Raw genomic sequence first — 14,509 nt, 5'->3', positions numbered from 1 at the left:
GTTCTCCTGGCTGCATGTGCCGCCGCGAGCGGCAAGGGCACGAGTCCGCTGCGTAACCGACTTGATTATTCAGCGGAAATTGCGGTTAACCCGTGATTTTAACCATTGTTGCATAAAGGAAACATGGCGGCCTTGAGCTGCGGCATTTCGCTTTGTGGCAAAAACCGGTTTTGCTACATTACGTGCGACTTCTTGCGAAGTTGATGGGGCCCGTCAACAGAACATAACTATCCGCCCCGCCAGAAAAATTCAGTGATTTTTGGAGATCCGTTAATGAAAAAGTCGCTTCTCGCGCTCGTCGCGCTGGGCGCGTTCGCTGGCGCTGCCCATGCGCAAAGCAGCGTGACGCTTTACGGCATCATCGATGAAGGCCTGCTCTTCAACAACAATGCGGGCGGCAAGCACCTGTACAGCATGGCCAGCGGTGTGATGCAAGGCAGCCGCTTCGGCCTGCGCGGCACCGAAGACCTCGGTGGCGGCCTGAAGGCGATCTTCACCCTCGAAAATGGTTTCGACGTGAACAGCGGCAAGCTCGGTCAGGGCGGCCTGATGTTCGGTCGTCAGGCTTACGTCGGCCTGTCGAGCCAGTACGGTACGGTCACGCTGGGTCGTCAATACGACTCCGTCGTCGACTTCGTCGGCCCGCTCGAGGCAGGCGACCAGTGGGGCGGCTACATCGCCGCTCACCCGGGCGACCTCGACAACTTCAACAACGCCTATCGCGTGAACAACGCGGTCAAGTTCACGAGCCAGACCTACGGCGGCTTCTCGTTCGGCGGCCTGTACAGCTTTGGCGGTCAGGCAGGCCAGTTCTCGAAGAACCAGGTCTGGTCGCTCGGCGCAGGCTACAACAACGGCCCGCTGGTCTTGGGCGTCGGTTACTTGAACGCACGTACGCCGAACCAGTTCGGCGGCATGTTCAACAACGGTTCCGCGTCTTCGTCGGTCTCGTCGCCGATCTACGGCGCGTACGCGAACAACGCGAACACGTACCAGGTCATCGGTGCAGGCGGCGCATACACGTTCGGCGCAGCAACGATCGGCGCGACGTACTCGAACACGAAGTTCAAGGGCTTCTCGGCAGGCCCGTTCGTGAACCAGACCGCGACGTTCAACAACGGCGAAATCAACTTCAAGTATCAGTTGACCCCGGCGCTGATTCTCGGCGCGGCGTACGACTACACGCAAGGCAGCAAGATCGACGGCAACTCGGCAGCCAAGTACCACCAGGGCTCGCTGGGCGTCGACTACTTCCTGTCGAAGCGCACCGACGTCTACGCGATCGGCGTGTACCAGCACGCATCGGGCAACGTGCTCGACGCGAACGGCGACGTGATCAAGGCAACCGCATCGATCAACGGTCTCGCCGGTTCGAGCACCAGCAACCAGGTCGCGGCACGCGTCGGCATCCGTCACAAGTTCTAATCAGCTTGCCTGACAAGCCGCAGCATATTGAAGGCGCCTCCGGGCGCCTTTTTCTTTTGCGGTGCAGAACGGCAAAGCCGGAGTGCGGCGAATCGCGCCGGGCGTTGCGCGCTCGTCGTGGGGGTCATGCCGCCTGCCTCTGCAGCCATCGAAACGCACGGCCGCCGCCGCAAGCCCATTCCGGAGGCAGCCTCGTTCGGAGACAAACCTCCTCGGGGCCGCACTGCAAACAAAAAAGCCCGGCATGTGCCGGGCCTTTCCCTTCGATCGACCGCGACGTTACGCGCGTCCGTCGCGCAATTCGCGCCGCAGGATCTTGCCGACGTTCGTTTTCGGCAGCTCCGTACGGAACTCGACCAGCTTCGGCCGCTTGTAGCCAGTGAGGCGTTCCTTGCAGTAGGCGAGGATGTCCTTGTCGGTGAGCGCCGGGTCCTTCTTCACGATGAACAGCTTCACGGCTTCGCCGGAATGCTCGTCGGGCACGCCGACCGCCGCCACCTCGAACACGCCCGGATGCGACGCCACCACGTCCTCGACTTCGTTCGGGTACACGTTGAAGCCCGATACGAGAATCATGTCCTTCTTCCGGTCGACGATCTTCACGTAACCGCGCGCATCCATCACGCCGACGTCGCCCGTCTTGAAGAAGCCGTCCGCGAACATGACCTTCGCGGTCTCGTCCGGCCGGTTCCAGTAGCCGACCATCACCTGCGGCCCGCGGATGCAAATCTCGCCGGGTTCGCCGAGCGCGACGTCGTTGCCGGCATCGTCGCGAATCGCCACTTCGGTCGACGGCAGCGGCAGGCCGATCGTCCCGCTGTATTCGGTCGCCGTCACCGGGTTGCAGGTCGCGACCGGCGACGTTTCGGACAGCCCGTATCCTTCGATGATCGCCGTATGGGTCTTTTCATACCAGCGTTTCGCGACGCCTTCCTGGATCGCCATGCCGCCGCCGTTGGCGATCACGAGCTTCGACAGGTCGAGCTGATTGAATTCGGGGTGGTTCAGCAGTGCGTTATACAGCGTGTTGACCGCCGGGATCGTCGAGATCTGGTAGCCCTTCAGCTCCTTGATCATGCCGGCGATGTCGCGCGGGTTCGGGATCAGGATGCCCATGCCCCCGGTACGCATCGTCAGGAATCCGCAGACGGTCAGCGCGAACACGTGATACAGCGGCAGCGCGACAACGGTCACGAACTGTTTCACCTCCGGGAACTTCTCGTGAGCCGGATGGTGCCAGGCGCCGGCCTGCAGCACGTTCGACACGATGTTCCGGTGCAGCAGCGTCGCCCCCTTCGCCACGCCGGTCGTCCCGCCCGTGTATTGCAGGAACGCGACGTCATCGGGGCCGATCTTCTGCGCCTTGAATGCCTGCCGCGCGCCTTCCGAAAGCGCGGCCTTGAAGCGCGTGAACGATGGCAGTTGCCAGGCCGGCACCATCTTCTTCACGTTGCGCACGACGTAGTTGACGAGCCATCCCTTGATGCCCAGCAGATCGCCCATCGACGCGACGACGATGTGCTTGACGCTCGTATTCGCAATGACAGCCTGCAGCGTCGACGCGAAGTTCTCGAGGATGACAATCGCCTCCGCGCCGCTGTCCTTCAGCTGATGTTCGAGCTCGCGTGGCGTATAGAGCGGATTGACGTTGACGACGGCGTAGCCCGCGCGCAGTACTGCGGCGATCGCCACCGGATACTGCAGCACGTTCGGCATCATGATCGCAACGCGCGCCCCGCGCGCAAGACCGCGCGATTGCAGCCAGGCGCCGAACTGGCGCGACAGCTTGTCGAGTTCGCCGTACGTGATGCCCTTGCCCATGCAGACGAACGCCGTGCGGTCGCGGTACTGGCGAAAGCTTTCGTCGAGCAGGTCTGGAACAGAGGGATAAGGAGACGCGTCAATTTCGGCTGGAACGCCGGGTGGGTACGATTTCAGCCAAATTTTGTTCATACTGCGCGTCTCCTCACGGATTTTCGAATGATCGTGCTAAAACGCATCGTAACGGCTCGCCCGTCCCGATACAACAGGGTTAGATGTCCACTTCGAACTTCCGTGGAGATTCGTCGGATGATACGGTGATATTCGGTCAAATGCGTTCTACTTCCACAAGGCAATCGTAGAACGTCGCCGAATTGCCGAGATCGGTGAGCGCCTGGCTCGTCACCTCGTTCGCGTTCCTGCCGTCCGGCGATAGCTTCTTCCACCAGATCGACAGCCCGACGACGAGCCCTGCACGTGCGCGATCGGTAATTCTCGCGAGCGCCTGCATCGATCCGCGGTCGTTGAAGATGCGAACGAGATCGCCCTCCGCGATGCCCCGTGCATCGGCATCCGACGGGTGAATGTCGAGATGCGGCTCGCCTTCGGTATGACGCAGGCTGTCGACGTTCACGAACGTGCTGTTCAGGAAGTGACGGGCCGGCGGCGAAATCATCGCGAGCGGATAGCGCGCGGCGAGCTCGGGTGCCGCCTCGGCCGATTCGAATGGCGGCAGGTAGTCGGGCACTGGGTCCACGCCCATCTGCTCGAGCCGCGGGCTGTAGAACTCACACTTGCCGGATGGGGTACGAAAACCGCCGTTCGCGAACGGCGCCTCCGGCAGCTTGAGTTTCAGCCAGCCGTCGCGCTTCAGCGTGTCCCAGTCGCTGTCGAGTGCCGGATCGTCCCAGCGGAGGGCCGCACGCGCGACCTCTTCGTCGCTGTGATAGAGCGCGGGCTCGTCCAGCCCCATGCTGCGCGCGATCCCGCGGAAGATCTCCGTATTCGGCCGCGCGTCTCCCACCTGAGGAATCGACGGCAGGTTCGCCATCACGTAGGTGTGGCCGTACGATTTGTGGATGTCCAGATGCTCGAGTTGCGTGGTTGCCGGCAGCACAATGTCGGCAAAATCGACGGTATCTGTCTTGAAATGCTCAAGAACAACCGTGAACAGGTCGTCACGTGCGAACCCCGCTGCCACTTTCGAGGAATCAGGCGCGACCGCCACCGGATTCGAGTTGTACACGATCACCGCTTCGACCTTCGGTCCGAAGGTGGCATCGCCCGGGTGCAACAGCGCGTCGCCGATCGCGTTCATGTTGATGATGCGCGGCAGCTTGTGCGGCCAGCCCGGCATCAAGTCCGGACGCAGCAGCGCAGCCTGGTTGACCGGCGCGGATTCCGACGAAGAGAGCAACAGCCCACCGGCCCGATCGCGCCATGCACCCGTCAGCGCCGGCAGGCTTGCGATCGCCCGTACCGCGTTGCCACCGCCGCGGACGCGCTGCATGCCGTAGTTCAGGCGGATCGATGCCTTCCGGGTAGCGCCGTAACGACGCGCAAGATCGATCAACTCCGACGCGTCGATGCCGCAGATCTGCGCGACACGATCCGGCGGATAGGACATCGCCCGTTCCTTGAGTGCGTCGAAACCGAGCGTATGGCTGGCGATGTAGTCGTGATCGAGCAGGTCTTCGGTAATCAGCACGTGCATCATGCCGAGTGCGAACGCGCCATCGGTGCCCGGTTTCAACGCAATATGCTGATGACACTTCTCCGCTGTCAGCGAACGATACGGATCGATGGCGACAAGACGGGCGCCTCGGCGCTTCGCTTCCTGCGCTCGCGTCCAGAAGTGCAGACTCGACGCGATCGGGTTCGCTCCCCATATCAGAATCAGTTCGCTTTCCTCGAAATGCTCGAGATGCATACCGAGACTGCCACCATATGTGTACCGTAACCCCGCAGCACCGGCCGCCGCGCAGATCGCGCGCTCGAGCCGTGAGGCGCCCAGTTTGTGGAAGAACCGCTGGGCGATGCCCTCCCCTTGCACGAGCCCCATCGTCCCCGCATAGCTGTACGGCACGATCGCTTCCGGGGCGCGCGCCGCAATTTCACCGAGACGACGGCCGATCTCGTCGAACGCCTCGTCCCAGCTGATCGGTACGAAATGCCCTTCCCCTTTGGCGCCGATGCGCTTGAGCGGAACGGTGAGGCGATCGGGATGATGAACACGATCGGCGTATCGGCTGACTTTCGTGCACAACACGCCTTGTGTCGGCGGATGATCGGGATCGCCCGTGACCTTGATCGCCTTGCCGTTCTCGACGGTCACACGCATTGCACACGTGTCCGGACAATCGTGCGGGCAAACGGCCCGGGTTACCTGAATCGCGGCGTTCATCGTTTTGAGTGCATAGATGGGGGTTCGCAAATTTTACGTGGACGCGCCGAATAAAGCGTTCATTTCGTTCGGATTCTGGGTTATCTGACCAAAAAGCGATTGGAGGAAGCCAGGGTAGTTTCGGTTGCACCACGCGTCATCTGCGGGGGAGGCCTGTATGGCCCGTCCGATATGCGTTGTCGACGACGGAAGGCAGAACGTGCACGACGTCGCTAACCGGTACACGGAGAGGAGGGAGTTGGGGTTTTGATCGGAGATACGATCAATAGATCAGGGGATCGCGAATGATCCCGGTCATTTCGAAAAACCGGGCGTTGCGATCGGGGCACCTTGGAGGAGTAATGTGAAAGTTCCGGCCAGGCCACCGATCCCGATCACTCGCGCATTTCCGTCGTGCCAATGCAAAAACCCCCGCCTTTCGGGCGGGGGTTTCTGGCTTAGGGAGCCTGACGATTACCTACTTTCACACGGGAATCCGCACTATCATCGGCGTAGAGTCGTTTCACGGTCCTGTTCGGGATGGGAAGGGGTGGGACCGACTCGCTATGGTCATCAGGCAAAGAGGGTTGTTGTGCTGGCTTCGCAGCACAACCAATCTTGGAAGAAGCAGTAATTTAGGTTGTGTGTATCACACACGAGAATCCAACTTGTCGCTCTGGATCCTGCGGCCGGTGCTGTCGCACGGCGCCGATCTACAAGGCAGACTTGTTATAGGATCAAGCCTTACGGGCAATTAGTATCAGTTAGCTGAACGCATTACTGCGCTTACACACCTGACCTATCAACGTCCTGGTCTCGAACGACCCTTCAAGGGGATCTAGTCCCCAGGGATATCTCATCTTAAGGCGAGTTTCCCGCTTAGATGCTTTCAGCGGTTATCTCTTCCGAACATAGCTACCCGGCGATGCCACTGGCGTGACAACCGGTACACCAGAGGTTCGTCCACTCCGGTCCTCTCGTACTAGGAGCAGCCCCCTTCAAATATCCAACGCCCACGGCAGATAGGGACCAAACTGTCTCACGACGTTTTAAACCCAGCTCACGTACCTCTTTAAATGGCGAACAGCCATACCCTTGGGACCGGCTACAGCCCCAGGATGAGATGAGCCGACATCGAGGTGCCAAACACCGCCGTCGATATGAACTCTTGGGCGGTATCAGCCTGTTATCCCCAGAGTACCTTTTATCCGTTGAGCGATGGCCCTTCCATACAGAACCACCGGATCACTATGACCTGCTTTCGCACCTGCTCGACTTGTCGGTCTCGCAGTTAAGCACGCTTATGCCATTGCACTATCAGCACGATTTCCGACCGTACCTAGCGTACCTTCGTACTCCTCCGTTACGCTTTGGGAGGAGACCGCCCCAGTCAAACTGCCTACCATGCACTGTCCCCGACCCGGATCACGGGCCAAGGTTAGAACCTCAAACAAACCAGGGTGGTATTTCAAGGACGGCTCCACCGAAACTAGCGTTCCGGTTTCATAGCCTCCCACCTATCCTACACAGATCGGTTCAAAGTCCAATGCAAAGCTACAGTAAAGGTTCATGGGGTCTTTCCGTCTAGCCGCGGGTAGATTGCATCATCACAAACACTTCAACTTCGCTGAGTCTCGGGAGGAGACAGTGTGGCCATCGTTACGCCATTCGTGCAGGTCGGAACTTACCCGACAAGGAATTTCGCTACCTTAGGACCGTTATAGTTACGGCCGCCGTTTACCGGGACTTCAATCAAGAGCTTGCACCCCATCATTTAATCTTCCGGCACCGGGCAGGCGTCACACCCTATACGTCCACTTTCGTGTTTGCAGAGTGCTGTGTTTTTATTAAACAGTCGCAGCCACCAGTTTATTGCAACCCCTTCACCCTCCTGGCGCAGGCCAGTCAAGCTACAAGGGCGTACCTTATCCCGAAGTTACGGTACCAATTTGCCGAGTTCCTTCTCCCGAGTTCTCTCAAGCGCCTTAGAATACTCATCTCGCCCACCTGTGTCGGTTTGCGGTACGGTCATCGTTAGACTGAAGCTTAGAGGCTTTTCTTGGAACCACTTCCAATTGCTTCGCTCCCTAAGGAGCTCGCGCCACACCCTTGAATTGCGCACCCGGATTTGCCTAAGTGCCTTCTCCAATGCAGCGACCGGGACTTCCAACACCCGGACAACCTTCCGCGATCCGTCCCCCCATCGCATCTAACAATGGTGCAGGAATATTGACCTGCTTCCCATCAGCTACGCATTTCTGCCTCGCCTTAGGGGCCGACTCACCCTACGCCGATGAACGTTGCGTAGGAAACCTTGGGCTTACGGCGAGGGGGCCTTTCACCCCCTTTATCGCTACTCATGTCAGCATTCGCACTTCCGATACCTCCAGCACCCTTTACAAGGCACCTTCGCAGGCTTACGGAACGCTCTCCTACCATGCGTGCAAGCACGCATCCGCAGCTTCGGTATATAGCTTAGCCCCGTTACATCTTCCGCGCAGGACGACTCGATCAGTGAGCTATTACGCTTTCTTTAAAGGGTGGCTGCTTCTAAGCCAACCTCCTGACTGTTTTAGCCTTCCCACTTCGTTTCCCACTTAGCTATATTTGGGGACCTTAGCTGGCGGTCTGGGTTGTTTCCCTCTTGACACCGGACGTTAGCACCCGATGTCTGTCTCCCGTGATTGCACTCTTCGGTATTCGGAGTTTGCTATGGCGGGGTAATCTGCAATAGACCCCCCAACCATGACAGTGCTCTACCCCCGAAGGTGAGACACGAGGCACTACCTAAATAGTTTTCGGAGAGAACCAGCTATTTCCAGGTTTGTTTAGCCTTTCACCCCTATCCACAGCTCATCCCCTAACTTTTCAACGTTAGTGGGTTCGGACCTCCAGTACGTGTTACCGCACCTTCATCCTGGCCATGGATAGATCACCTGGTTTCGGGTCTACGCCCAGCAACTGAACGCCCTATTCGGACTCGCTTTCGCTACGCCTGCCCTATACGGTTAAGCTTGCTACTGAACGTAAGTCGCTGACCCATTATACAAAAGGTACGCCGTCACCCCTTACGAGGCTCCGACTGTTTGTATGCATGCGGTTTCAGGATCTATTTCACTCCCCTCCCGGGGTTCTTTTCGCCTTTCCCTCACGGTACTGGTTCACTATCGGTCGATCACGAGTATTTAGCCTTGGAGGATGGTCCCCCCATCTTCAGACAGGATTTCACGTGTCCCGCCCTACTTGTCGCACACCTAGTTCTTTCATACTGTTTTCGCCTACAGGGCTATCACCTGCTATGGCCGCACTTTCCAGAGCGTTCGGCTAACAATACAAATAAAGAGTGCAAGGCTCATCCCATTTCGCTCGCCACTACTTTGGGAATCTCGGTTGATTTCTTTTCCTGCGGTTACTTAGATGTTTCAGTTCACCGCGTTCGCTTCGCATGGCCTATGTATTCAGCCATGGATACTCCAAAAGGAGTGGGTTTCCCCATTCGGACATCTACGGATCAAAGCTTGTTTGCCAGCTCCCCGTAGCTTTTCGCAGGCTACCGCGTCCTTCATCGCCTGTGATCGCCAAGGCATCCACCACATGCACTTGTTCGCTTGACCCTATAACGAGTCTGTCTCGTCGACAGTCGCTACAGGTTGAGTTCTCGCGTTGTGCCGTATTCCAATTGAGTCAAACATAGAGTTCGAATCATCTTGAGATACATCGATACAATCACAACCCGGATAGTTTCCACGTCCATCTCAAGACGCTTCCGCTATCCAAATTACTTACTTCTTCCAGATTGTTAAAGAACGACAGCCGATACTTTCGTACCGCTCTGACTGGCTCAATCGCCAATGCAAAATTCTCGGTTCATCGTATGAACCAAGCACTTAGCGTTGGTGATTGGTGGAGGCAGACGGGATCGAACCGACGACCCCCTGCTTGCAAAGCAGGTGCTCTCCCAGCTGAGCTATGCCCCCATGTACAGAATATCCTCAGGTGTAAGCCTGTCGGCTTGGGGTACTCGTAAGCGCTAAAGCGCTAACGATCACCGACACGTCAGACAATGGTGGGTCTGGTTGGATTCGAACCAACGACCCCCGCCTTATCAAGACGGTGCTCTAACCGACTGAGCTACAGACCCCTGAGTCTGTCTTTAATTTACAGCCGATAAGCGTGAGCGCTCAACTTCGCGAGATAGCTCTGGAAAGGAGGTGATCCAGCCGCACCTTCCGATACGGCTACCTTGTTACGACTTCACCCCAGTCATGAATCCTACCGTGGTGACCGTCCTCCTTGCGGTTAGACTAGCCACTTCTGGTAAAACCCACTCCCATGGTGTGACGGGCGGTGTGTACAAGACCCGGGAACGTATTCACCGCGGCATGCTGATCCGCGATTACTAGCGATTCCAGCTTCATGCACTCGAGTTGCAGAGTGCAATCCGGACTACGATCGGTTTTCTGGGATTAGCTCCCCCTCGCGGGTTGGCAACCCTCTGTTCCGACCATTGTATGACGTGTGAAGCCCTACCCATAAGGGCCATGAGGACTTGACGTCATCCCCACCTTCCTCCGGTTTGTCACCGGCAGTCTCCTTAGAGTGCTCTTGCGTAGCAACTAAGGACAAGGGTTGCGCTCGTTGCGGGACTTAACCCAACATCTCACGACACGAGCTGACGACAGCCATGCAGCACCTGTGCGCCGGTTCTCTTTCGAGCACTCCCACCTCTCAGCAGGATTCCGACCATGTCAAGGGTAGGTAAGGTTTTTCGCGTTGCATCGAATTAATCCACATCATCCACCGCTTGTGCGGGTCCCCGTCAATTCCTTTGAGTTTTAATCTTGCGACCGTACTCCCCAGGCGGTCAACTTCACGCGTTAGCTACGTTACTAAGGAAATGAATCCCCAACAACTAGTTGACATCGTTTAGGGCGTGGACTACCAGGGTATCTAATCCTGTTTGCTCCCCACGCTTTCGTGCATGAGCGTCAGTATTGGCCCAGGGGGCTGCCTTCGCCATCGGTATTCCTCCACATCTCTACGCATTTCACTGCTACACGTGGAATTCTACCCCCCTCTGCCATACTCTAGCCTGCCAGTCACCAATGCAGTTCCCAGGTTGAGCCCGGGGATTTCACATCGGTCTTAGCAAACCGCCTGCGCACGCTTTACGCCCAGTAATTCCGATTAACGCTTGCACCCTACGTATTACCGCGGCTGCTGGCACGTAGTTAGCCGGTGCTTATTCTTCCGGTACCGTCATCCCCCGACTGTATTAGAGCCAAGGATTTCTTTCCGGACAAAAGTGCTTTACAACCCGAAGGCCTTCTTCACACACGCGGCATTGCTGGATCAGGCTTTCGCCCATTGTCCAAAATTCCCCACTGCTGCCTCCCGTAGGAGTCTGGGCCGTGTCTCAGTCCCAGTGTGGCTGGTCGTCCTCTCAGACCAGCTACTGATCGTCGCCTTGGTAGGCCTTTACCCCACCAACTAGCTAATCAGCCATCGGCCAACCCTATAGCGCGAGGCCCGAAGGTCCCCCGCTTTCATCCGTAGATCGTATGCGGTATTAATCCGGCTTTCGCCGGGCTATCCCCCACTACAGGACATGTTCCGATGTATTACTCACCCGTTCGCCACTCGCCACCAGGTGCAAGCACCCGTGCTGCCGTTCGACTTGCATGTGTAAGGCATGCCGCCAGCGTTCAATCTGAGCCAGGATCAAACTCTTCAGTTTAAACCTGTTACTGTTTTCGGTTCGGTTAAGAACCGGTCGCTCACTCAAAGCTGACAGGAATATGAATTGCTTCATAAACCTGACTTACTTTAGTGTGAGACTCTTGATACTTTCGCTATCTGATCCGAGGATCAGCTCGCTTCCATCAAGCGCCCACACTTATCGGCTGTTAATTTTTAAAGAGCAATCTGCGAGGAACTTCGTGTTTCTCAGCAGCGCTGCGTTTTCAGCAGCAGAGAAGCGAGATTATGAACCGTGTTTCGCAGCTCGTCAACAACTTTTTACACTGCATCGTTGCGACTGCGGGGTTCAACTTCCAAGCCAGCCGCGCACCCGACACTGCAGCACACCACCAGCTTTGCTTCCCCCTTCCGCGCCGCGTTTCCGTTAGCGCGAAAGAGGCGTGATTCTAAGCACCGGCCCCCATCTACGCAAGCCCTTTGTGAAAATATTTTGAAAAGCCCCCGTGCGCTGGCGCGCACGGGGGCTGGGGGCTCAGTGGGCCGGGTTATTACAACGACGACCGATACCAACCAAGCACCGGCCACCAACCTCGGGCAGCTCAATCAGCGGTGCTTGAACACCGGCTTCCGCTTTTCAACGAATGCTGCCATCCCCTCCTTCTGGTCTTCGGTCGCGAACAGCGAATGGAACAGCCGGCGCTCGAAGTGAACGCCCTCGGCCAGCGTCGTCTCGTACGCACGGTTCACCGACTCCTTGACCATCATGACCGCCGGCAGCGAAAACTCGGCGATCGTCGCCGCGGCGGCAATCGCCTCGTCGAGCAGCGTGTCGGCCGGCAGCACACGCGATACGAGCCCCGCACGCTCCGCTTCGGCTGCATCCATGAAGCGGGCCGTCAGACACATGTCCATCGCCTTCGCCTTCGACACCGCGCGCGGCAGACGCTGCGTACCGCCCGCCCCCGGCATGACGCCCAGCTTGATTTCCGGCTGACCGAACTTGGCCGTGTCCGCTGCGAAGATGATGTCGCACATCATGGCCAGCTCGCAGCCACCGCCCAGCGCAAAGCCCGACACCGCCGCAATGATCGGCTTGCGGATTTCGCGAACCGTCTCCCAGTTACGCGTGATGTAGTCGCCCCGGTAGACATCCATATAGGAATAGGTCGCCATCATGCCGATGTCCGCGCCAGCCGCGAACGCCTTCTCGCTCCCGGTCACGACGATCGCGCCGATGCCATCGTCCGCATCGAACGCCTTCAGCGCATCACCCAGTTCATCCATCAGCGCATCGTTCAGCGCATTCAGCGCCTTCGGACGGTTCAGCGTGACCAGCCCGACACGCCCCCGGGTCTCCACCAGGATGTTCTCGTAAGCCATCTATTTCTCCTCGATCAATGAAATGAGAAACGCCTCGCACATGCGAATAGTTTGATGCTACCATTCTCCGACCAACCGGTCGGTTAATTAATCGATTCAACCCCTCTCATCGTCCATCAGGCTGCCGCCATGACCCATGCACTGTTCACGAAGCACGAAGACACGCTGAAGCACGCACTCGCCGCCATCGAGAGCCGCGGGTACTGGAGCCCGTTCGCCGAAATGCCGAGCCCCAAAGTGTACGGGGAAAGCGCGAACGCAGATGGCGAGGCCGCGTTCAAGTCCTACCTCGACAAGACGTTCGCGCTCGACCAGCCGGCGTCCGGAGAAACCGTCGGCGCGGAACGGTCGCCCTACGGCATCGCACTGGGCATCCGGTATCCGAAGTCGACGCCCGACGAACTGATCGCCGCCGCTGCCGCCGCGCAGCGTTCATGGCGTGAGGCCGGCCCGAGCGCCTGGATCGGCGTCAGCCTCGAAATCCTCGCGCGCCTGAATCGTGCGAGCTTCGAGATCGCCTACAGCGTGATGCACACCACGGGGCAGGCATTCATGATGGCATTCCAGGCCGGCGGCCCGCACGCGCAGGATCGCGCGCTCGAGGCCGTTGCCTATGCGTGGGACGAACTGCGCCGCATTCCGGCCGACGCGCACTGGGAGAAGCCGCAAGGCAAGAACCCGCCGCTCGCGATGCACAAGCGCTACACGATCGTCCCGCGCGGCACCGGCCTCGTACTCGGCTGCTGCACGTTCCCGACCTGGAACGGCTACCCGGGATTGTTCGCCGATCTGGCCACCGGCAACACCGTGATCGTCAAACCGCATCCGGGCGCGATCCTGCCTCTCGCGATCACGGTCCGGATCGCTCGCGACGTGCTGCGCGAAGCCGGCTTCGACCCGAACGTCGTCACGCTCCTCGCGACCGAACCCAACGACGGCGCACTCGTTCAGCATCTCGCGCTGCGCCCCGAGATCAAGCTGATCGACTTCACCGGCAGCACGCAAAACGGCACGTGGCTCGAGCGCCATGCCCACCAGGCACAGGTCTACACGGAGAAGGCAGGCGTCAACCAGATCGTGATCGACTCGACCGACGACCTGAAGGCCACCGCCAAGAACATCGCGTTCTCGCTGGCGCTGTACTCCGGCCAGATGTGCACGGCACCTCAGAACATCTACGTGCCGCGCGACGGCATCCGGACGGCGGACGGCCATGCGAGCTTCGACGAAGTCGCACAGGCAATCGCCGTTGCAGTACAAAAACTCACCGGCGATCCGGCCCGCTCGGTCGAACTGATCGGCGCGATCCAGAACGAAGGCGTGACCGCACGCATCGACGACGCCCGCCAGCTCGGCCGCGTGCTCGCCGACAGCCTGACCCTCCAGCACCCCGCGTTCCCCGATGCCCGCGTGCGCACACCGCTCGTGCTGCAACTCGACGTGGCCGATCGCGAGAAATTCACGCAGGAGTGGTTCGGCCCGATCTCGTTCGTGATCGCAACCGACTCGACCGCGCAGTCGCTCGATCTCGCCGGTGAAATCGCGGCAGAACATGGCGCGCTGACGCTCTCCGTCTACAGTACCGACGAAGCTATCGTCGACGCCGCACACGACGCGGCGGTGCGCGGCGGCGTCGCGCTGTCGATCAACCTGACCGGCGGCGTGTTCGTGAACCAGTCGGCAGCGTTCTCGGATTTCCACGGCACGGGCGCGAACCCGGCAGCCAACGCGGCGCTGGCGGATCCGGCATTCGTCGCCAACCGGTTCCGCGTCGTGCAAAGCCGCGTCCATGTTGCGCCGAAAGCGGCACCCGCGGAAGCCGGTCAACCTGCATAACCCGAATGGTCGACGTGCAAACGC

The 14,509-nt window shown here is 58.9% G+C and carries 5 protein-coding genes, 2 tRNA genes and 3 rRNA genes; 2 read left to right on the top strand and 8 right to left on the bottom strand.

All coding sequences use genetic code 11. From position 1 onward, the window contains the following. Positions 1-273: 273 nt before the first annotated feature. Positions 274-1,425 (top strand): porin, encoded by a 1,152-nt coding sequence (locus tag PQB87_RS02860; protein ID WP_027788458.1) that lies wholly within the window; start codon positions 274-276, stop codon positions 1,423-1,425. A gap of 279 nt (positions 1,426-1,704) precedes the next feature. On the opposite strand, the gene PQB87_RS02855 is transcribed toward PQB87_RS02860, so the two are convergent. From PQB87_RS02855 to PQB87_RS02820, 8 genes are all read right to left on the bottom strand, one after another. Beyond that, positions 1,705-3,378, bottom strand: coding sequence for a long-chain fatty acid--CoA ligase (locus PQB87_RS02855; protein WP_489242539.1), 1,674 nt, complete (start codon positions 3,376-3,378; stop codon positions 1,705-1,707). 136 nt (positions 3,379-3,514) lie between these two features. After that, complete coding sequence (locus PQB87_RS02850; protein WP_489242538.1) at positions 3,515-5,590, bottom strand: molybdopterin-containing oxidoreductase family protein; 2,076 nt, start codon at positions 5,588-5,590, stop codon at positions 3,515-3,517. 444 nt (positions 5,591-6,034) lie between these two features. Beyond that, positions 6,035-6,147: ribosomal RNA gene (gene rrf / locus PQB87_RS02845) — 5S ribosomal RNA — on the bottom strand. Between the two features lie 155 nt (positions 6,148-6,302). After that, positions 6,303-9,183: ribosomal RNA gene (locus PQB87_RS02840) — 23S ribosomal RNA — on the bottom strand. Positions 9,184-9,470: 287 nt separating this feature from the next. Further along, positions 9,471-9,546, bottom strand: a tRNA-Ala gene (locus PQB87_RS02835). 87 nt (positions 9,547-9,633) lie between these two features. Next, positions 9,634-9,710 (bottom strand) — tRNA-Ile (locus PQB87_RS02830). A 63-nt stretch (positions 9,711-9,773) separates the two neighbouring features. Continuing rightward, positions 9,774-11,306 (bottom strand): 16S ribosomal RNA (locus PQB87_RS02825). The 16S, 23S and 5S rRNA genes sit together here with 2 tRNA genes alongside, the layout of an rRNA operon. Positions 11,307-11,872: 566 nt before the next feature. Continuing rightward, entirely contained in the window at positions 11,873-12,649 is a 777-nt protein-coding gene (locus tag PQB87_RS02820; protein ID WP_059688475.1) for an enoyl-CoA hydratase, read from the bottom strand. Positions 12,650-12,778: 129 nt separating this feature from the next. Here PQB87_RS02820 and paaN point away from each other — a divergent pair, with 129 nt between their 5' ends. Then, complete coding sequence (gene paaN / locus PQB87_RS02815; RefSeq protein WP_111943144.1) at positions 12,779-14,485, top strand: phenylacetic acid degradation protein PaaN; 1,707 nt, start codon at positions 12,779-12,781, stop codon at positions 14,483-14,485. Positions 14,486-14,509: the final 24 nt, after the last annotated feature.

The sequence above is a fragment of the Burkholderia sp. KL41 genome (genome assembly GCF_057005415.2).
Note: the sequence above shows the minus strand (reverse complement) of the source record. Positions and strands in the feature narration are given on the sequence as shown.